The organism is Paenalcaligenes hominis, assembly GCF_041359055.1.
GTDB classification, from domain to species: Bacteria; Pseudomonadota; Gammaproteobacteria; order Burkholderiales; family Burkholderiaceae_B; genus Paenalcaligenes; species Paenalcaligenes hominis_A.
On sequence record NZ_JBGJKZ010000001.1, the window covers coordinates 732,324 to 751,539 of the forward strand.

Annotated in this window: 19 protein-coding genes; 8 read left to right on the forward strand and 11 right to left on the reverse strand. The window is 47.3% G+C overall.

All coding sequences use genetic code 11. From position 1 onward, the window contains the following. Positions 1-36: 36 nt before the first annotated feature. Both ACBP46_RS03440 and ACBP46_RS03445 read right to left on the reverse strand, forming a co-directional pair. On the reverse strand, positions 37-1,398 hold the full coding sequence (locus tag ACBP46_RS03440) for an MATE family efflux transporter (protein WP_371015321.1): 1,362 nt from the start codon (positions 1,396-1,398) through the stop codon (positions 37-39). Further along, on the reverse strand, positions 1,388-2,236 hold the full coding sequence (locus tag ACBP46_RS03445; RefSeq protein ID WP_371015322.1) for an NAD-dependent epimerase/dehydratase family protein: 849 nt from the start codon (positions 2,234-2,236) through the stop codon (positions 1,388-1,390). The genes ACBP46_RS03440 and ACBP46_RS03445 overlap by 11 nt, the downstream gene beginning before the upstream one ends. Before the next feature lie 211 nt (positions 2,237-2,447). Between ACBP46_RS03445 and mog the strand changes: the two genes are divergently transcribed. From mog to ACBP46_RS03475, 6 genes are all read left to right on the forward strand, one after another. Further along, entirely contained in the window at positions 2,448-3,071 is a 624-nt protein-coding gene (gene mog, locus ACBP46_RS03450) for a molybdopterin adenylyltransferase (RefSeq protein ID WP_371015323.1), read from the forward strand. A gap of 78 nt (positions 3,072-3,149) precedes the next feature. Next, entirely contained in the window at positions 3,150-4,214 is a 1,065-nt protein-coding gene (gene fba / locus ACBP46_RS03455) for a class II fructose-bisphosphate aldolase (RefSeq protein WP_371015324.1), read from the forward strand. A 54-nt stretch (positions 4,215-4,268) separates the two neighbouring features. Next, positions 4,269-5,147, forward strand: coding sequence for a phosphoribosylaminoimidazolesuccinocarboxamide synthase (locus ACBP46_RS03460; RefSeq protein ID WP_371015325.1), 879 nt, complete (start codon positions 4,269-4,271; stop codon positions 5,145-5,147). 4 nt (positions 5,148-5,151) lie between these two features. Next, on the forward strand, positions 5,152-5,655 hold the full coding sequence (purE, locus tag ACBP46_RS03465) for a 5-(carboxyamino)imidazole ribonucleotide mutase (protein WP_371015326.1): 504 nt from the start codon (positions 5,152-5,154) through the stop codon (positions 5,653-5,655). Then, on the forward strand, positions 5,655-6,824 hold the full coding sequence (locus ACBP46_RS03470) for a 5-(carboxyamino)imidazole ribonucleotide synthase (protein WP_371015327.1): 1,170 nt from the start codon (positions 5,655-5,657) through the stop codon (positions 6,822-6,824). Before purE ends, ACBP46_RS03470 begins: the two co-directional genes overlap by 1 nt. Next, positions 6,817-7,830: an L-threonylcarbamoyladenylate synthase gene (locus tag ACBP46_RS03475; protein ID WP_371015328.1), complete on the forward strand. Its 1,014-nt coding sequence runs from the start codon at positions 6,817-6,819 to the stop codon at positions 7,828-7,830. The genes ACBP46_RS03470 and ACBP46_RS03475 overlap by 8 nt, the downstream gene beginning before the upstream one ends. Before the next feature lie 74 nt (positions 7,831-7,904). Here ACBP46_RS03475 and ACBP46_RS03480 read toward each other — a convergent pair whose 3' ends face one another. Together ACBP46_RS03480 and ACBP46_RS03485 are read right to left on the reverse strand one after the other, a co-directional pair. Continuing rightward, the gene (locus ACBP46_RS03480) at positions 7,905-8,702 is read right to left on the reverse strand and encodes an alpha/beta fold hydrolase (RefSeq protein ID WP_371015329.1); all 798 of its coding nucleotides are present in this window, start codon (positions 8,700-8,702) and stop codon (positions 7,905-7,907) included. Between the two features lie 68 nt (positions 8,703-8,770). Continuing rightward, the gene (locus ACBP46_RS03485) at positions 8,771-9,076 is read right to left on the reverse strand and encodes an SWIB/MDM2 domain-containing protein (RefSeq protein ID WP_371015330.1); all 306 of its coding nucleotides are present in this window, start codon (positions 9,074-9,076) and stop codon (positions 8,771-8,773) included. A gap of 142 nt (positions 9,077-9,218) precedes the next feature. On the opposite strand from ACBP46_RS03485, the gene ACBP46_RS03490 reads away from it, so the two are divergent. Both ACBP46_RS03490 and pyrC read left to right on the forward strand, forming a co-directional pair. Then, on the forward strand, positions 9,219-10,421 hold the full coding sequence (locus ACBP46_RS03490) for a M20 aminoacylase family protein (protein WP_371015331.1): 1,203 nt from the start codon (positions 9,219-9,221) through the stop codon (positions 10,419-10,421). Positions 10,422-10,436: 15 nt separating this feature from the next. Further along, entirely contained in the window at positions 10,437-11,501 is a 1,065-nt protein-coding gene (pyrC, locus tag ACBP46_RS03495; RefSeq protein WP_371015332.1) for a dihydroorotase, read from the forward strand. 65 nt (positions 11,502-11,566) lie between these two features. Here pyrC and ACBP46_RS03500 read toward each other — a convergent pair whose 3' ends face one another. From ACBP46_RS03500 to ACBP46_RS03530, 7 genes are all read right to left on the reverse strand, one after another. Continuing rightward, complete coding sequence (locus ACBP46_RS03500; protein ID WP_371015333.1) at positions 11,567-12,721, reverse strand: MFS transporter; 1,155 nt, start codon at positions 12,719-12,721, stop codon at positions 11,567-11,569. Between the two features lie 129 nt (positions 12,722-12,850). Next, a complete protein-coding gene (locus ACBP46_RS03505; protein ID WP_371015334.1) occupies positions 12,851-13,453 on the reverse strand; it encodes a TetR/AcrR family transcriptional regulator in 603 nt (200 codons plus the stop codon). Between the two features lie 88 nt (positions 13,454-13,541). Then, positions 13,542-14,300 (reverse strand): iron ABC transporter ATP-binding protein, encoded by a 759-nt coding sequence (locus tag ACBP46_RS03510; protein WP_371015335.1) that lies wholly within the window; start codon positions 14,298-14,300, stop codon positions 13,542-13,544. Then, a complete protein-coding gene (locus tag ACBP46_RS03515; protein ID WP_371015336.1) occupies positions 14,297-15,256 on the reverse strand; it encodes an iron chelate uptake ABC transporter family permease subunit in 960 nt (319 codons plus the stop codon). The genes ACBP46_RS03510 and ACBP46_RS03515 overlap by 4 nt, the downstream gene beginning before the upstream one ends. Next, positions 15,247-16,245, reverse strand: a complete 999-nt coding sequence (locus ACBP46_RS03520) for an ABC transporter permease (RefSeq protein ID WP_371015337.1) — start codon at positions 16,243-16,245, stop codon at positions 15,247-15,249. The genes ACBP46_RS03515 and ACBP46_RS03520 overlap by 10 nt, the downstream gene beginning before the upstream one ends. Further along, entirely contained in the window at positions 16,246-17,178 is a 933-nt protein-coding gene (locus tag ACBP46_RS03525; protein WP_371015338.1) for a siderophore ABC transporter substrate-binding protein, read from the reverse strand. 224 nt (positions 17,179-17,402) lie between these two features. Beyond that, positions 17,403-19,199: an ATP-binding cassette domain-containing protein gene (locus ACBP46_RS03530; protein WP_371015339.1), complete on the reverse strand. Its 1,797-nt coding sequence runs from the start codon at positions 19,197-19,199 to the stop codon at positions 17,403-17,405. Positions 19,200-19,216 lie beyond the last annotated feature (17 nt).

Genomic DNA, 19,216 nt, shown 5'->3' on the forward strand with positions numbered 1-19,216 from the left:
TAGCACCCTGTGGACTCAAGGCTAAGCACTATGTGCTTAGCCTTTGGCGTTATACGCCGACGCTGACGTAGATGACGACAAGGTGAATCGTTGCAATAGCCGAGGATAATAGCAAGCTAACACCACGGCGCGCATGCTAATGTAAACCACCAAAGCAACCCAAAGTCCTTTGTTGCCATACGCGGTGCTCCACCAAGTCCCCAAGGCAATTAAAATCACTAAAGCCAGCACTGTAGCATTACGCATTGCTCGACTTTGCGTAGCCCCAATAAAAATACCATCTAGTTGAAATGCCCCAAAAGACAAAACGATATATAGCGCAGCATACGGTAAGTGGGTTAGGGCAAGTTGTTGAACCTGATGGTCTTGGCTAAGCCAGGGGATAGTGTGTGAGCCGCTAAAATAAATAACAGCCCCTAACAAAACGGCGGTAATTCCTGCCAATACAGTGGTGTGCCGTACCTCGGTTTGAAAGCGTGGTTTATTCAAAGCGCCATAGGCTTGCCCAGCACGCATTTCGGCTACGTTGGCATACCCATCTAGAAAAAAAGCGGACAAAGTGATGAACTGCAGCAATAAGTGGTTGGCCGCCAAGGTTTCATCGCCCAGCTGTGCTCCTTGTTGGGCAAACCATGCAAAACCGCTAATTAAAGCGAGAGTACGCACCATAATATCGCTGTTGACATGCACTAAGGCCCAAAATTTGGCTCGATTAAAAATACGTTTTTTTAGTGCATAAAAACGGGCTTTGGGGTGATCTATACCCATTTTTTTCAAGACCCAATACAAAGCAAAAAAGACGGTAATCCATTCTGCACATAGCGTACCTAAAGCAATGCCTTTTACCCCTAGGTGTAAACCTAAGACAAAAATGATATTAAATAAAATGTTCAGACCATTTAGTACTAATTGCACCGTCAGCAGTGTACGGGTCCAGCCCATACCTATTAAAATGCCGAGCAAAGCAAAAGTGGTTAGCGTTGCAGGTGCGCCCCAAATACGTAAGTAAAAATAACTGTGTACTCGTTCGTTGACATCGTTGCTAGCACTTAATACTTTCATGGCTACCCAACCTATAGGCCATTGCAATAGAATAAGTACGGCTCCAATAGCAACAGCTATCAATAGGGTTCTAAATACCAAAGCATGCAGTTCTTGATGGCGCTGAGCACCAGCAGCCTGAGCAATAAACCCAGTCGTGCCCATCCGCAAAAAACCAAAGCCCCAGTACACAAAACTAAAAATCAATGAAGCCAGAGCTATAGCACCTAAATCACTGGCCGTGCCCGTTTGGCCGATCATGGCGGTATCGACTAGACCCAGAATGGGTACGGCGGCATTGGCTAAAATAATAGGACAAGCCAACCGCAATAAATCAAAATAAGGTTTAACCGTCATGTGAAGTCGTTAAATAAGCATTGATGACTACGTCATACCCAAGCAGAGTTTGCGGGTAGGTAAAGGTAAAGCCGCTTAATAGTAAACGCTGATTACAAAAATGTTTGGATTCGTAGGCTACGTTTGCATCAAATTCAGGTGTGGGTATGCCTAAACGCGTGCAGATATGTGTGTAAAGTTGGCGTAACGGCAAAGGGGTGCTGTCAGTAGCTATATAACAAGAATCTGGCGCACTAGATTGCAATACATGAGCACAAGCACGTGCTGCATCATCTACATGAATCCGATTGGCATAATTGTCCAGCGCTGGATTAATACGTATTTTTTGAGTGGCTAATCGCTCAAAGATCGTATTGCGATTTGGTCCGTATAATCCACTAAATCGTAGAATAACCAGTTTGTCCCCTAACTGTTCGGTTAGGTAGTGCTCGGCCGCTTGAATGGCTTGGCCCGAAAAGGTGTTGGGTTTGAGCAGGGAAAATTCATTTTGAGGAACCGGGTCGGGGCCATAGACAGAGGTGCTTGAAATAAAAACAAAGCGTTTTAAGGCATCTTTATCCAAAGCGTTGATAAGGTTTTTTAGTCCTTGTTGGTAAATGGCGTGGTAGGAATCAGGAGTATATCCAGTTGGGGTGACGCTATAAACCACATGGCTTGCTGGAGGTAGGGCAACAAGTTGATCAGGCTTTGTGATATCGGCATTGATCACGTGATCAAAACCGGGGTGAGTGTGACCGTGACGCTTTAAGGCGGTGCTCTGCCATGTGCTGCTAGCTAGAGAAGCGACACAACGTTGTGCAATATCACCCGCACCAACCCAAAGTAAGATATTTTGCATAAAAGCCTCAAGAAATAAAAAACAGCCAAAGCTAGGCCAAACCCACAAAATGTGTTCAGGGCATAGTATGACAGCTTGGATGATGGAAGGAAAAATCAACCCTAAGAGACAACGCTTTATAACTCTGTGTTTGGCGCGCTGCGCACACTGTGTGCTCAGTGTAGAATAGAGGATTAGTTATAGACTTATTTGTTTTCGTTTTAGGGATATTATGAGTTCAACGCGTTTAGTTCGTCAGCACCCCGATCAGCTTATTATTGGGCTGGTGTCTGTGTCTGACCGCGCTTCCTCTGGCGGTTACGAAGACCAAGGCATTCCTGCTTTAACCACGTGGCTTGATCAGGCATTAGTTCAACCATCACAGTATGTGACTCGTTTAATTGCCGATGAGCCTACTTTGATTTCCAACACGCTGATCGAGCTGGTGGACGAGCTAGGCTGTGATTTGGTGTTAACAACCGGCGGCACGGGGCCAGCGCGGCGTGATGTAACGCCCGAGGCGACTTTAGCCGTAGCAACCAAAGAAATGCCAGGTTTTGGCGAACAAATGCGTCAAATTAGTTTGCAGTTTGTGCCTACGGCTATTTTATCGCGTCAAGTGGCTGTTATCCGAGAAACTGACACCCATGCCGCCTTAATTATTAATTTGCCTGGTCAACCTAAAGCCATTGCCGAAACCCTTGAAGGGTTAAAAAATAAAGACGGTAGCACACAGGTACCGGGTATTTTTGCTGCAGTGCCTTATTGCATTGACCTAATTGGTGGGCCCTATGCAGAAACCCACGAGCAGGTTGTTGCATCTTTCCGACCAAAGTCAGCGCGTCGCAGCGTTTAAATACAAACTACACAAGCAAAAAAACTCATTCCACCTTAAAATTATCTATTCATTATTTGTTTTCTAGGAGAATTCACCATGGCATTGGTCTCCATGCGTCAGTTGTTGGATCATGCAGCTGAAAATGGTTACGGTATTCCGGCATTTAACGTTAACAACCTAGAGCAGGTTCAGGCCATTATGGAAGCCGCCCATGAGACAGATAGTCCTGTCATCATGCAAGCTTCAGCAGGTGCGCGTAAATATGCGGGCGAAGCTTTCCTAAAACATCTGATCGAGGCAGCGGTTGAAACTTATCCCCACATCCCTGTGGTCATGCACCAAGACCATGGTCAGTCACCTGCAGTATGTCAGGGCGCGATTGATCTAGGCTTTACTAGTGTGATGATGGATGGTTCCTTGAAAGAGGATGGTAAAACGGTTGCCGATTTCGAATATAACGTAGACGTGACACGTCAAGTCGTTGAAATGGCTCACAAGCTAGGCATTAGTGTAGAGGGCGAGCTAGGGTGCTTGGGCTCGTTGGAAACCATGCAGGGCGATAAAGAAGACGGCCACGGTTTCGAGGGTACCCTCACCATGGATCAGCTTTTAACTAGCCCCGAAGAAGCCGCCGAGTTTGTACGCCGCACCCAAGTGGATGCGTTGGCTATTGCAATTGGTACCAGTCATGGTGCTTACAAGTTCACCCGCGAGCCCACCGGCGATATCTTGTCCATAGAGCGCGTCAAGGAAATTCATGCACGTCTACCCAACACGCATTTAGTTATGCACGGTAGCTCTAGCGTACCCCAAGAACTGTTGGCTGAAATTCGTCAGTTTGGCGGTGACATGAAAGAAACCTACGGTGTACCAGTGGCGGAAATTCAAGAGGCCATTAAACACGGTGTGGTTAAAGTCAACATTGACACAGACATTCGCTTGGCTATGACTGCCGCGGTACGTCGCTTCATGTTTGAAAACCCCAGCAAGTTTGACCCACGCGAGTTTTTAAAACCCGCACGCGAAGCAGCTAAAGCGATTTGTGTCGCTCGTTATCAGCAGTTTGGCACAGCGGGCAATGCATCAAAAATCAAAGCTATTCCTTTACAAGAAATGGCTGCCAAATACGCCTCGGGTGCGTTGGCACAACACATTAAATAAGTTTTTAATAGATGTGGCGGTGATTTCACCGCCCTTTGTTTTATAGGATATACCGTGCAAGCTCTATACCAAAGCACGCTGCAATCGTTACCTTTACTTGGTCGTGGCAAGGTACGCGACATGTATGCTGTCGGTGATGACAAGTTGTTAATTGTGGCCTCAGATCGGCTGTCTGCCTTTGATGTGATACTCGATGACCCTATACCAGGCAAAGGCGCTGTACTTACGACATTAACGGAGTTTTGGTTAGAAAAATTAGCACATATTGTGCCTAACCATTCTACCCAAGTCGATCCTTTATCAGTGGTAGACACCTCTGAACAGGCTCTAGTTAAAGATCGCTCTATGGTGGTAAAACGCTTAAAGCCTATTATGGTAGAGTGTGTAGCCCGTGGTTACGTAGTGGGTTCTGGTTGGGCCGAGTACCAAGCAACAGGCAGTATTTGTGGTATTGAGCTTCCTGCCGGTTTGCAACAAGCCCAAAAACTGGATCAGCCCATTTTTACACCCGCTGCTAAAGCAGAGGTCGGTGAACACGATGAAAATGTCAGCTTTGATTATGTGGTCGCCGAGCTAGGTCAAGACTTGGCCGAGCAACTACGTGACACCACGCTTGCTTTATACAGTGCTGCTGCAGATTATGCCGCCTCTAAAGGCATTATTATTGCCGACACTAAGTTTGAGTTTGGTTTGGATGAGAACGGCGTGCTCCATCTTATGGATGAAGTGCTTACTCCAGATTCTTCTCGCTTTTGGGATCAAAGCACCTATGCGGTAGGCAGCAATCCTCCCTCTTTTGACAAGCAGTTTGTGCGTGATTGGCTAGAGACCCAAGACTGGGATAAAACTGCCCCCGCACCGCGCTTGCCCCAAGACGTTATTGATCAAACTGCCGCAAAATACGCAGATGCCGTAACTCGTTTAGGAGCCTAATACCATGACTCAAATAAAAGTGGGAGTGGTGATGGGCTCCTCATCCGATTGGCCTGTGATGCAGCATGCTGCAAAAATTCTGACTGATTTTGGTGTGCCGTTTGAGGCCAAGGTGGTATCGGCGCATCGTATGCCAAATGACATGGTCGATTATGCGGCTCAAGCCAGCTCCCAAGGCTATCAAGCCATTATCGCTGGGGCAGGTGGGGCGGCGCATTTACCGGGAATGCTAGCAGCTTTAACCGAAGTCCCCGTGTTTGGTGTACCTGTTCCTTCACGCCACTTAAAAGGCGAGGACTCGTTGCTTTCTATTGTACAAATGCCTAAAGGCGTACCGGTGGCAACTTTTGCTATTGGCGAGGCTGGTGCCGCCAATGCGGCCTTGCATGTGATTGCTAACTTGGCTGTTCATGACGCAGCATTAAAACAGCAGCTCATTGCATTTCGTGCTGCGCAAACGGAACAAGCTCGTGCTATGTCTTTACCTGCTGTGGATGAGTCAAACTAATGTCAGCGTTTGAAATATTGTTACCTGGGCAGTGGTTGGGTATGGTGGGGGGCGGTCAGCTCGCTCGTATGTTTTGTTTTAGTGCACAACGCATGGGATACAAGGTTGCTATCTTAGATCCCGACCCATTTAGCCCAGCAGGAGCGGTGGCGGATAAGCACATTTGTGCTTCTTATGACGATGGTCAGGCGCTGCTCGAGTTGGCGGAGCTGTGTCCCGCTATTACCACAGAGTTTGAAAACGTACCCGCTCAAAGCTTAACGCGTTTGGCCGAGCAGTGTCGTGTTACCCCCAGTGGTGATGCAGTTGCAGTGGTTCAAGACCGTATTCGTGAAAAGCAGTTTATCACTAAAGCTGGGGTTCCCGTTGCGCCCTATTGTGCGGTGCACTCTATCGAAGACCTCCTTCATGCCGATGCAAGCTTGTTTCCAGGCATCTTAAAAGCGGCGCGCTTTGGTTACGATGGCAAAGGTCAGGCACGCGTGCAAACCAAAGAGGAGGCCTTGTTGGCTTTTGCTAACTTTGGTCAAGTGGCTTGTGTGCTTGAATCACTACAGCCTCTAGTGGATGAGGTGTCGGTAGTGGTGGCACGTGGGCTAGATGGCGCAACAGCACTCTACGCGCCATCCCACAACCAGCACCGTGATGGAATTTTAGCGGTATCCACGGCAGCAAGCACAGCCAGTTCTCAACCCTATTATGCTCAGGCCCAAGCGGCAGCGGTTGCCATTGCGACAGAGTTAAATTATTACGGTGTGTTGTGTGTAGAGTTCTTTGTGTTGGCAGATGGCACCTTGTTAACCAACGAGATTGCGCCACGCCCTCATAACAGTGGTCACTTTACTATCGAGGCCTGTTATAGCAGTCAGTTTGATCAACAAGTGCGAGTAATGGCTGGATTACCACTGGGGTCTACCGCAGAGGTGCAGCACTCTAAGATGTTTAATTTGCTGGGTGACTTGTGGTTTGATCAGAACAACAACTATAGCGAGCCGCAATGGGCTCAGTTAGTGGCTATTCCTGGAGTGTACTTGCATTTGTATGGCAAGGCTGAAGCCCGTAAGGGGCGAAAAATGGGGCACGTAACGCTGTTAGCAACAGACTCTGAGCAGCTTAACCTCAAAGCACAACAGGTGGCTCAGGTTTTAGGGTTTGACTGGTATGAATGATTTGGCTGCACATATTAACGAGGCGGCGCATCGATTGGTTCAAGGCCAATTGGTTGCTTTTCCTACCGAGACCGTTTATGGCCTAGGGGCGGATGCATCAAACCCTCAGGCTGTGGCAGCTATTTTTCACGCCAAAGGCCGTCCGGCAAACCACCCCGTTATTGTGCACGTGGCACCCGATGCAAATTTGCTGCATTGGGTGGCTCAGGTTCCACCAGAGGCTCAGCAACTAATAGATGCTTTTTGGCCTGGTCCTCTTACCCTTATTTTGCCTCGCGCATCTCAGGCCTCGGCTGCGGTCTCTGGGGGCCAAGACACCATTGGAGTGCGTTGCCCCTCTCATCCTGTCGCTCAGGCTTTGTTAAAACGCTTTGCTCAATTGAAAGGGCCAGATCAACCCGCTGGGGTGGCTGCTCCGTCAGCCAATCGCTTTGGTCAGGTTTCACCTACCCAAGCACAACATGTACGGCATGAGTTTCCCCATCTAGGCGCGGATGCATTGTATGTTTTGGCAGGCGGCAATGCCGATGTAGGTATTGAGTCCACCATTGTTGACGTATCTCGCTTAGACCAAGGGGTAGCCCCCGTAATTTTGCGCCCAGGTCATATTACAGCAGCGCAGATTGAGGCTGTGTTGGGTCAGCCTTTAGGCCACAGCGCCCAAACGACGACAACGCCTCGGGTGTCAGGGTCTTTAAAAGCTCATTATGCACCCCGTACCCCTCTGTACTTGAAAACGCGTGCCCAAATTGAAGCGCTAACGGACCGTAATGCAGTTGCTGTGGTGTTTGATGAGCGCGTGCAGACGCAGGCCCATGTGTATTTGGCTCCGTCCTTGGCCGAACACTATGCCAGTCAACTCTATGCAATGTTACGCCAACTAGACGAGCAGCATTACAGCGCTATTTACCTTGAGCGCCCCCCGCAGATATCCGAGTGGGAAGCCATTAACGACCGTATAGGTCGTGCCGCCGCAGCATTTGACCCAACGGGCAACAACGCCTAGGTATCAGCTTGGAACACCATTAAGAGTAGGCTTTGCCCTAAGAGCAACTAGTTGCTCTTAGGGCTTTATATTAACTAAGCCTTTGATGTTTCTAAAAATTGTGAGACGACCTCGGTCACGCGTTCTGGCATTTCAATATGAGGTGAATGTCTACATAACTCTAAAATACACAGCTCGGTGTGTGGAACCTGTTTTTTAATGTCATAGAGCTGATTTAACGATGCGTATTCGTCATCCGTCCCCTGAATAGCCAGCACGGGGCATTGTATAGAGGCAATATCCTTCTCTATATTCCAGTGTTCTAGGTAGTACTCGCTGCCCCAAACGCTTGCCCACCCCCAAAAAGCCGAGTCGGGGTCAGCATGATAGCGTTTTAAGCGTGTTTTTAAATCGCCCGTCTCATACCATTTAATTGCTTTTTGCACGCCATCCACAGTCATTCGCTCCACATACACATGGGGTGCGAGAATGATGATTTGTTGGGCTTGATTATTGGGCATAGCTGCATACAACAGCGCAATGGTTGCCCCATCGCTATGACCAAAAAGAGTAATGGGTTGGTGGATTCCGAGTGCAGTGAGTAAGGCGGGCAAGGCTTGTTGCGCTTCTATGTGCAAATAGTCTCCTTGCCATATCTCGGTTAAGGGGCGAGCAGAGCTGTGCCCATACGCATAACGCGAGTAGACCAGCCCTCGATAGCCTAGATGCTGACAAAGCTGATCTGGCCACTGCTGCCAATGCGTAAGCGAGCCGAGTCCCTCATGTAAAAACACCATAATCGGAGCTGTGGGGTCTTCAACCCCTACCCACTGGTATTCAAGTGTTTTGTTCGTACCATTCCAATGTAGATCGATGGTTTTTCGAGTTGTCATAGCGTAAACCATTTCATAAAAAAAGCGACTGCACATGCAGTCGCTGAGTGGGGCAAGTGCCATAGCGTTTAGCTTAGGTGAGCATTCAAGCACTTGCTGAGTTCAAACATACTGATTTGCTCTTTGCCAAAAATGGGTTTGAGCTTGGCGTCAGCATTGATATTACGGCGATTTTCGGGTGCCTGCAAATCATGCTTTTTAATGTATTCCCACATTTTTTTTGTTACTTCGGTGCGTGGTAGCGGTTTCTTCCCCACAATTTCAGCCAGTTCTGCGCTAGGGGTCATGGGTTTCATGAAACCAGTACCAGCCGCGCTAGCGGTTTTGGTTGCATTGGTTTTCTTTGCTGCAGTGGTTTTAGTGGCTTTAGCCATGGTTTGCTCCTCTTGAATAAGTCGCACAGGTTAGTAAGGGCAGTTGTCAGCCTCACTAAAACATATCATGCTATGAATGTTTAGTCTGTGTTTAGCCAATCTAAGCACAGTATTTCTTTATCTTAGCCCTATAAATGTAAGAATGACGCCACAAAAACCTCTATTGACAGAACTTGATAGCCTTCAGCCCTTTATTGCTCAAGTACGGCAGCAGATTCATGCACAGCCCGAGCTTGGTTTTGAGGAGCACCGTACCGCCGCTTTGGTTGCTACCTATTTAAAACAATGGGGGCTAGAGGTGCATGAAGGCATTGGCGGCACAGGCATCGTAGCTGTGCTTAAAGGAAAACAGCCAGGAGCTCGATGTGTGGGGTTGCGTGCTGATATGGATGCATTGCCTATTCAAGAAAAAACTCAGTTGCCTTACCAGTCCACCATTGCAGGAAAAATGCATGCCTGTGGTCACGATGGGCATACGGCTATTTTGTTAATGGCGGCGGCTTACCTAGCGCAACATCGCGGCTTTACCGGCACAATCCATTTTATTTTTCAGCCTGCCGAAGAAGGCTTAGGTGGGGCGCAAGCCATGATTAACGATGGTTTGTTTAACCGTTTTCCCTGTGATGCTGTATTTGCTTTACACAATTGGCCAAGCCTGCCTCCCGGTCATATTGGTGTTAATGCCGGACCAATGATGGCAGCGGCTGATACGTTCACTGTGACGATCACGGGTCATGGGGGGCACGGAGCACACCCTTATTTATCTAAAGACCCCATCGTAACTGCAGCTCATTTAATTACGGCATTACAAAGCATTGTTGCTCGTAATGTACACCCCTTTGAAGCCGGCGTTGTCACGGTGTCTGCAATGCAAGCCGGAAATTTAAATGCATTTAGTGTAATTCCAAATCAGGTGCAGCTTTGCGGCACGGTGCGAAGTTTTTCTACGGTCACCCAACAACAGATTCGCCAGCGCATGGACGAGATTTGTCAGGGCATGGCTCAGACTTTTGCTATGGGTATTGAGCTGGATTATAACGAGCTATTTCCAGCCACTATTAATACGCCAGAGCATGCCTACCTAGTAGCAGAGGTGGCGCAAGAGCTATTTGGTTCAGAGTGTGTAGAAGACAACTTGACTCCCTCAATGGGGGCGGAAGATTTTTCTTTTATGCTTGAGCAGCGTCCAGGGGCCTACTTTAGATTAGGGCAAGGGGGTGCAGACCAAGGACGGGTATTGCATAATGCTACTTTTGACTTTAATGATGCAGTGCTAAGCCAAGGGGCCGCTATGTTTATACGCATAGCACAATGCTTTTTGGCACAAAACACAGCAAATGAATAACCATTAGGATTGATTATGACGCTAACTCCACAGCAATTACGTTTTCGACGCCCCGATGACTGGCACGTGCATTTACGCGATGGCGATATGTTGGAGTCGGTAGTAGCGCATACGGCTCAACAGTTTGCGCGTGCTATTGTCATGCCAAATTTAACCCCTCCTATTACCACCACCGAGCAAGCCCTAGCCTATAAAGCGCGTATAGAGACCGCGTTGCAGGCTACACCTGAAGCCCCCGCATTTACGCCTTTGATGACCTTGTACTTAACGGATAATACGCCTGCTGCTGAAATAGCTAAAGCCAAGGCGTCAGGTGTGGTGCATGCAGTAAAACTGTACCCAGCAGGTGCTACCACGAATTCTGATGCCGGCGTTACGGACTTGCTTAAACACTGTGGTGCAGTGCTTGAGGCCTTACAAGCGCATCAAATGCCGCTATTGGTACATGGCGAAGTAACAGATCCTGCAATTGATGTTTTTGATCGAGAGGCGGTGTTTATTGATCGGGTGATGTTGCCGCTGCGTCAACGTTTTCCTGAGCTCAAAGTGGTTTTTGAGCACATCACTACCAAAGAGGGGGCGGACTATGTAGCTACAGCTGAAGGCCCTATAGCAGCAACCATTACGCCTCAGCATTTACTGTATAACCGCAATGCACTCTTTAGCGGTGGGTTGCGCCCGCATTGGTACTGTTTACCTGTATTAAAGCGTGAAAAGCACCGCCAGGCTCTTTTAGCCGCTGCTACTAGCGACAGTGACCGGTTTTTCTTAGGTACCGATAGTGCACCGCATGTGAAGGGGCGCAAAGAAATGGATTGTGGCTGTGCGGGCTGTTATTCTGCCTTACATGCGCTTGAGCTATATGCCCAAGCTTTTGACTCGGTTGGAAGGCTAGATCGTTTTGAGGCTTTTGCCAGTTTGAATGGGCCTGCTTTTTATAACTTGCCCGTCAATAACGATTACGTCATCTTGGAGCGTGTTCAAAACACCATTCCGCAGGTGTTGGATGTAAAAGCCGGAGAGTTAGTGCCTTTGGCGGCAGGAGAGCAGTTGGCTTGGCGTTTAACAACAGAAGCCTAACACTGCATTTAAAAAGCCCAGCTTAATTGAACTGGGCTTTTTGAGTAAGGCATTTTTTTTAAATTTTAACCCCAACCGAGTTTGCCACGACGTAAATAAGGTAAAACTGAAAATAAGCCTAACAATGCTAATGTAGCACCAATCCATAATGCTGAACGGTAGTCATAGCCTGCTGCAATGGCCATGCCGCCCAAGTAAGACCCACCACCTAAGCCTATATTAATAACGGAGGTGTGCACGGCATTTACCATAGGGCCTGGGTGCGCCACACTAATAACTCTAGCCATCATTGCCGGGTTCATTGGTACCCCAGATAGACCGATTAAGATAACGCAGGCTATGGCAATCCATTGGTATTGTACTAACGAGCCCATTAAAATTAAGGTCAGACTTAAAACACTAAGACCAGTCACCATAATAGCGCGGCTATAGCGATAAGCCAGACGACCAGTGATCGTGTTGCCAATAATATTAGCGGCTCCGTACAGCATTAAAATCAGAGGCACCACTTGCATACTAAAGCCACTGATATGAGTCAAAATAGGTACAAAATAACTGAAAGCGGCAAAGCTAGCCCCCAAGATTAAACAGCTTGTTAAACAGGCCTTCCAGTAGGCTGCTCTTTTAAATGACTCTAATTCTTTGGCTATATTTAATGAGCCTTGTTCTTGGAGTTTAGGTAGGGTAGGCATTAAAGCTAGAAGACACATAAATACCAATATCGCTACCGATCCAAAACTGAGACGCCAGCCCCAGTACTCCGTCATAATGGTTGCTAATGGTACCCCTACAACGTTAGAGATCATAAAACCACCGATAATCACTGAAGCGGCGCGGGGGCGTAAATGCGGTTCTACTAAAGCCATACTGGTGGCTAAAGATAAACTTAAACAGCCTGCACAGAGCACGCCAGTGATAATGCGGATGGCAATTAGCGTAGTGTGGTCATTAATAAAAGCGCTAAATCCCTGCACAATGACATAGGCGCTTAATAAAACCAATAACGTTGGTCTATACGGGCTTTTAAAACGCAAAAATAAATAGGTAAGTATGGGGCCACCAACCATTACACCTAAAGCAAAATAAGAAATAAGATGGCCGACCTCACCAATACTAATATTAAAAGCGTGAGATAAAGAGGTCATCATGCCAGCTACCATTAGCTCAGAGGTGCCAATGGAAAATATAGCTAGGCCTAATATATAAACAACTAAAGGCATAAAGAGGCATTTCCTTAATGTTATTTGAATAATCGTTACAAAAATAGCGGATAGATTTAACGCGACTCATACCATCAAATGGAACGGTCGTTACAAAATTAATGGTAAAAAAAAGTGGTTGTGATTATTTCAGAGACTGGCGAGTAAGCCAGTAACGATATCATCAAGTACTTGTGGATCAGAGATATTATTATTTAAGACACGTAAACCGTAATAACCTGCTAAAAAGCCACGCGCTAAAGTGAGTGCTGGCGCATGAGTGCTGAGCTCGTTAGTGGCTTGACCCTCGGCAAAAACAGCGGCTAAAGCCTGTTCTAGTCGTTGTCGGTATTCGTGATTGAGTGTATTAACAAACTGATCTTTGCTACCACGCTCTAGCGCAGAAAACAGAACCATGGCTTCGTGTTGCTCTGGTTGTTGAAAGTTTTCATTGAGCCCCCAGATGAGTAGCTTTTTTAAGCGTTCTTTGGGGGAGAGCGGTTGATTTAGAATGGTGAGTTGGGCTGCCATAGTTTGCTCGTGGCTGCGAAGTAAAGCCTGTTCGTATAAGGCTTGTTTGCTACCAAAAGCATTGTAGAGGCTGCCTCGGCCAAGGCCTGTACCGTCGCACAGGTCTTGGGCAGAGGCCCCGGCAAAACCATGTTCACTGAATACCGCAACGGCCGCATCAATGACGGCTTCGTCCTCGAATTGTCGTGGTCTACCTTGAGTAGTGGGTTTATCGGTGCTCATGGTGTTGCATTCAATTCAATAAGAATACCATTATACTGGTTATGGAACGATCAGTCAAGAACTTTTGGTGCAAATATTAAGGCTTAGTTTAGCGGAAATAAACACAAATACGCTGACCATTTAATTCATGTACTTGCATAGGGATTTCATAGAGCTCAGTCAGCACTTGGCTAGTAATAATTTGCTCTGCAGTGCCTTGAAACGCTAATTGACCACGACGCATAGCAATAATATGGTCGGCATAACACGAAGCAAAGTTAATATCATGCAAGACAACGACGACCGTTTTGCCTTTTTCATCGGCCGCACGGCGTAATAATTGCATCATGCCAACTGCATGGTGTATATCGATATTGTTTAACGGTTCATCTAACAGCACATAGTCTGTGTCTTGGCACATCACCATCGCTACGTAGGCACGCTGACGTTGCCCACCCGATAGCTCATCTAAATGGCGATACTGGTAGGGTTCCAAATTAAGGTAATGAATAGCTTCATCGATACGCTCTTGATCTATGGCCGTGAGGCGACCTCCAGAGTGGGGGAAGCGACCAAAAGCGACGAGGTCCCGTACGGTGAGCCTGAGAGTGGATTCATTATGTTGACGCAATATGGAGAGACGTTTAGCAAGTTCGACACTAGGGGTGTGCTTAATATCAAGACCATCGATTGCCACGCTACCGGTGCTCATGGGAGTTAAACGGCTGATCATGGATAACAGCGTAGATTTACCTGCTCCATTTGGGCCAATAATGGCTGTGAGCCCCCCTTTGCTGATCTGTACACTCACCTGATCCACAACGAGTGTGTCATGGTATTTTTTGCTGAGGTTTTGTGTACTGATCACTGCTTAACTCCACGTAATAACAACATAATAAATAAGACTCCCCCGACTAATTCAATTGTCATCGCTAAAGGTAGACTAGAGTGCAATACTTGCTCAAATATAACTTGGCCCCCGACCAAACAGATGATGCCAGCCAGTATGCTAGTAGGAAATGTCCAGCGGTGCAGATGTGTGCCTGTTAGCCAGTAAGCCAAATTAGCTACGACCAGCCCAAAGAAAAGCATGGGGCCGACCAAAGCGGTACTAATAGAAATCAACACGCAAATAGCAGCCATAACTAGGGTGACTATTTTGCTATAAGGCACCCCCAAATTAATAGCCACATCTCGGCCTAGGCTTAAAACATCCAGTGAGCGTCGTAATATAACCAGCACTGCAGCGCAGAGGATTACACCACCAAATCCTAACCATAACAGTGATAAATTAATGCGATTGAAGTTGGCTAGACTGTTGGCTGATTGAATGGAAAACTCAGTCGGATCTGTAATACGCAGAGCCAGCTCTGCTAGTTCACGGAAAAAAATACCCCCGACTAAACCCAGCAGTATCAGCACATGTAAGCCGCGTATAGATCGATTAAAAAGTAGCTGAAATAGGATGAGCGCTATAGCCACCATGGTCACCACTTCTAGTAGGAATCGTAGCTCTGGAGCGCCATTTAAACCGCTTTTAGCACTCCATAATGTTAATCCCACGGAGTGCACCAACATATACAGCACATCAAAACCCATTAATGAGGGGGTTAAAATTCGACTATGGGTAATGGTTTGAAAAGCAATGGTAGCTAAGCCCATGGCGATAGCCACTAGGAGCATGGCTAAAAGCCGTTTGCCTCGGTGCTGTAAAATAAACTCCCAATCCGTTTGCACATTGATCGTCATAAAACTGACTATGCTGAGCACTGCAAATAAAAGGGTCATACTAAAAAGGACTTGGCCTCGTCGAGTTAAGCCCATTGTTTATGCCCTCTTAGTAAAATAATTAAAAAAACAGCACTGCCTACAATAGAAAGTAGCGTAGCGGAAGGGACCTCATAGGGGTGGATAAGCAATCGACCGACTAAGTCTGCCCCTAGCATTAGGGCCGAACCTGAACCGGCTACGAGTGGAATAGCACGTCTTAAATTATCGCCGGTGATTAAGCGCACACCATTGGGCACGATAAGGCCAATAAAAGGCAAAATACCAGCAGTAATCACAACACTGGCACTCACCATAGAGATTAGCAGTACACCTAGGGCCATGAGCCGACCATAATTCACACCTACATTGGCGGCAAAGTCTTGGCCCATTCCAATAACGGTGAATCTATCGGCCAATACCATAGCTAAAAACGTCATTGCTGCGGCTGCCCAGAGCAGCTCGTAACGCCCACGTAAAATAGTAGAGAAATCGCCGCTACTCCAATTACGCAACGCTTGGCTAAGCTCAAACTGATGGGCCAGTAAACAGCTAGTTGCATACAGTACACCTGCTAAGACCAAACCCACTAGAGGCACGATCAGAGCAGAACGCAAGGGGATGCGTTGCAAGATGCTTAAAAACAGCGTTGTTCCGAGCAGAGCAAACACAGTAGTGATGCTAAATTTTAGCCATAAAGCCATACTCGGGGCGATAATGCTGCACACCACTAGGCCTAAGGTAGCTGCCTCTGTGGTTCCTACCAACGAGGTGTCTACTAAACGGTTACGTGCCAGCATTTGCAATATCAAGCCAGACACCGCTAAAGCGGCTCCGCTTAAAATCAGAGCCAAAGTACGAGGCCATCGGCTAACAAACAATAACTGTGTCACTCTGTCATCGGGCTGTGTAAACAGGTGCAGCAATTTCATGCTGCTTGCGCCCACATTTAAACTAGTAATAGCCAGAGTAATAATAAGTGCAATTAAGCCCAGACCCCACCAAAAAAGGCGGGGCTGAGAGGGGGCGGGGGCGAGAGCAGACATTTATTTGGCAAAAATGCTCAATAGGTGATCTACACTGTTTTGCATAACACGTATGCCGCTGTTATCAAGCAAATACCAACTGATGGGCTCTAAATAGACAATTTGATCTTTAGAGCCAGCGTTCGTGGCTTTGATTAGCTCGTTGTCCATCATTTGTTTAGCGGCAACCCCTTCGCGGTTAATCGCTGCATCCCGGTCCATCACAAAGATCCAGTCGGGGTTGGCCTCTAGTAAAAACTCATAAGATACAGACTGACCATGACGACCTACTTTTAAATCAGAAACGGCGGGTGTTACACCAAACACATCATGAATCATGCCGAAACGAGTCCCAATACCAAAAGCACTCATTTTGCCACCTGAGGTCAGCAACGTGATGCCTGTGCCTTGATCTTTGCTTTGCTGCTGCAACGCCTCAACCGAGGTTTTTAATTGAGTGCTTAGCGCAGTGGCTTGTTCTTGACGGTCGAAAATTTCCCCAAGGATTTCGGTGTTACGTATGACACTACCTAACATGTCATTAGGGTTTGGGGTGAGGTCTAAGGTAGGCCCGTATTGGGTTACTTCCTCGTAAGTGCCGGCTCCGCGACGGCCTAGAATAATTAAATCGGGCTTGAGGTTTTTTAAGGCTTCAAAGTCGGGCTCAAACAGTGTGCCGACTTTAACAAAACGATTGTCAGCGTATTCTTTTAACATAGGAGGAACCACTGCCGAGCTTGGAATCCCCTGTGCTTGTACGCCTAAGGCAGCCATGGTGTCTAAGGTTGACCAGTCGAGTACCGCAACGGTTTTGGGCTGTTTTTGTACCTGAGTTGTACCCTGAGCATGCTCAATGCTTAGTGTTTCTTGAGCCTGTGCAGTAGAAAGAGCACTGCTAACTAATAAAATAGCCAATGGAAGAAATGGGGAAAAAGCAGATAAACGCATATGCATAGCGAACCTCAGTCTAAGCCATTAATCGATTTGTAAATGATAGGGTTGCTATTTTATATGAGAATGATTTTTATTTGTGGTTTATGGCTTAGTGCGGTGTTCTCAGCGCTGAGGGGCTTTTTTGAGGGAGCAAGGAAGCTAATCAGCACCATAAGCTAAAAAACCCAAAAAACTGGATTGGGATCCTGTTTTTTGGGTGCTTGGAAGCTGCTTTGTTAAGGTGGCTATTGCTCTAGGGTTTCCCAACGCTCAAAGAGTTCGAGTAGTTGAGTTTCTAAAGTTGCTAGCTCCTCATGTATAGCTTCGGCTTTGGTATTACCGTCTGCATAAATAGAGGGGTCGGCCAGCTGTTCAGCTAATGCGGTTTGCTTGGCTTCTAAGGCCGCAATTTTCTCGGGCAGTTCAGCCAGTTCGCGTTCTTCCCAAGGGGCCAGTTTATTTTTGGTCGGTGCAGGCTTAGCCGCGTTTTTAGGGGTATCTGTCTTAGGCTTTTCTATAGTTGTAGGTGTGGTTGAAACAGTAGTCGGCTTGGGGCGTTGTGCCAACCAGTCGTCATAACCTCCTATATACTCCCCCCATTTGCCATTCCCTTCAGCGGCGATGACTTGAGTCACCACATTATTTAAAAAAGCACGATCATGACTAACTAACATGACAGTACCCGTGTATTCGGTAAGTAGTTGTTCAAGTAGCTCTAGGGTTTCAATATCTAGGTCGTTGGTGGGCTCATCTAAAACCAAAACATTCGTTGGTTGAGCGAACATACGGGCCAAGGCTAAACGGGCACGTTCCCCCCCAGATAGCGTTTTGACTGGGGAGTGGGCACGAGCAGCAGGGAAGAGAAAGTCTTCTAAGTAGCTCATGACGTGTTTGCGTTGATCACCAATTTCAATCCATTCCGTACCCGGGCTAATGGTTTCGACTAGGCTAGCATTTTCATCCAGATTGGCGCGCATTTGATCAAAATACCCAATGGTAAGCTGAGTGCCGTGTTTAACATGGCCTTGGGTTGGCGTGTGTAAACCCAGCAAAATGCGGAGTAGTGTTGTTTTACCAGCCCCATTTGGCCCAATAAAACCAATGCGATCCCCACGCATGATCACCGTAGAAAAGTCGTCGATTAAGAGGTGATCGTCAAACTGTTGGCGGATATGTTCAGCCTCAATCACAATTCGACCGGATTTACGTCCTTCGGCAATGGCAAAGTTAACGTTACCACTGCGCTCACGGCGTGCCGCTCGTTCGCGTCGTAAAGCCTCTAATCGACGTACACGGCCTTCATCGCGCGTACGCCGGGCTTGGACCCCAGTGCGAATCCAGACTTCTTCTTGGGCTAAAAACTTATCAAACTTCGCATTTTGTTGAGCCTCTGATTCGAGCCACTCGGCTTTACGCTCTTGCCAACGTGTGAAATTGCCTGGGAAGCTGAATAGTTGACCTCGATCTAACTCAATAATACGGGTTGCTACTGCGTCTAAAAACGCTCGGTCGTGGGTGATGACAATTACACTTCCTCTGAATTGTTTCAGCTGTTGCTCTAGCCACAAAATACCCTCGAAGTCGAGGTGGTTGGTAGGCTCATCGAGCAGTAATAGGTCGGGCTCGTCTGCCATGGCTTTGGCTAAAGCGACACGTTTGCGTGTTCCTCCGGAGAGCGCGTCAGTTAGTGCCTCGCCGTCAAGCCCTAGCTGGTCAATTAGTGCACCGACACGACCTACACGTTGCCAGTCTTCAGTTTCTGCATAATCACCACATAAGTAGTCGTAAATACTTATCTGAGGGGGTAAAGCGGGCTCTTGCTCTACGGTAGCAACACGCAAGCCGCTTTTGAACATAATTTCGCCTTCGTCGGGCTGAAAGCGTTGATCGATAAGCTTTAGTAATGAAGATTTGCCCGTGCCATTACGTCCAATTAACCCGCAGCGTTCATTATCGTGAATGATTAGATCGGCTTTATCTAAGAGAGGATAGTGTCCAAAAGCGAGTTGGACGCGGTTCAAGGTCACTAAATGAATAGACATAGGCACACAAAAATAAA

What these genes read in the sequence shown, in the direction of transcription:
- mog (WP_371015323.1), top strand. Translation starts at nt 2,448, where the DNA reads ATGAGTTCAACGCGTTTAGTTCGTCAGCACCCCGATCAGCTTATTATT.
- ACBP46_RS03490 (WP_371015331.1), top strand. Translation starts at nt 9,219, where the DNA reads ATGACGCCACAAAAACCTCTATTGACAGAACTTGATAGCCTTCAGCCC.
- ACBP46_RS03520 (WP_371015337.1), bottom strand. Translation starts at nt 16,245, where the DNA reads ATGTCTGCTCTCGCCCCCGCCCCCTCTCAGCCCCGCCTTTTTTGGTGG.
- purE (WP_371015326.1), top strand. Translation starts at nt 5,152, where the DNA reads ATGACTCAAATAAAAGTGGGAGTGGTGATGGGCTCCTCATCCGATTGG.
- ACBP46_RS03530 (WP_371015339.1), bottom strand. Translation starts at nt 19,199, where the DNA reads ATGTCTATTCATTTAGTGACCTTGAACCGCGTCCAACTCGCTTTTGGA.
- ACBP46_RS03480 (WP_371015329.1), bottom strand. Translation starts at nt 8,702, where the DNA reads ATGACAACTCGAAAAACCATCGATCTACATTGGAATGGTACGAACAAA.
- fba (WP_371015324.1), top strand. Translation starts at nt 3,150, where the DNA reads ATGGCATTGGTCTCCATGCGTCAGTTGTTGGATCATGCAGCTGAAAAT.
- pyrC (WP_371015332.1), top strand. Translation starts at nt 10,437, where the DNA reads ATGACGCTAACTCCACAGCAATTACGTTTTCGACGCCCCGATGACTGG.
- ACBP46_RS03470 (WP_371015327.1), top strand. Translation starts at nt 5,655, where the DNA reads ATGTCAGCGTTTGAAATATTGTTACCTGGGCAGTGGTTGGGTATGGTG.
- ACBP46_RS03445 (WP_371015322.1), bottom strand. Translation starts at nt 2,236, where the DNA reads ATGCAAAATATCTTACTTTGGGTTGGTGCGGGTGATATTGCACAACGT.
- ACBP46_RS03475 (WP_371015328.1), top strand. Translation starts at nt 6,817, where the DNA reads ATGAATGATTTGGCTGCACATATTAACGAGGCGGCGCATCGATTGGTT.
- ACBP46_RS03485 (WP_371015330.1), bottom strand. Translation starts at nt 9,076, where the DNA reads ATGGCTAAAGCCACTAAAACCACTGCAGCAAAGAAAACCAATGCAACC.
- ACBP46_RS03505 (WP_371015334.1), bottom strand. Translation starts at nt 13,453, where the DNA reads ATGAGCACCGATAAACCCACTACTCAAGGTAGACCACGACAATTCGAG.
- ACBP46_RS03515 (WP_371015336.1), bottom strand. Translation starts at nt 15,256, where the DNA reads ATGGGCTTAACTCGACGAGGCCAAGTCCTTTTTAGTATGACCCTTTTA.
- ACBP46_RS03440 (WP_371015321.1), bottom strand. Translation starts at nt 1,398, where the DNA reads ATGACGGTTAAACCTTATTTTGATTTATTGCGGTTGGCTTGTCCTATT.
- ACBP46_RS03525 (WP_371015338.1), bottom strand. Translation starts at nt 17,178, where the DNA reads ATGCATATGCGTTTATCTGCTTTTTCCCCATTTCTTCCATTGGCTATT.
- ACBP46_RS03500 (WP_371015333.1), bottom strand. Translation starts at nt 12,721, where the DNA reads ATGCCTTTAGTTGTTTATATATTAGGCCTAGCTATATTTTCCATTGGC.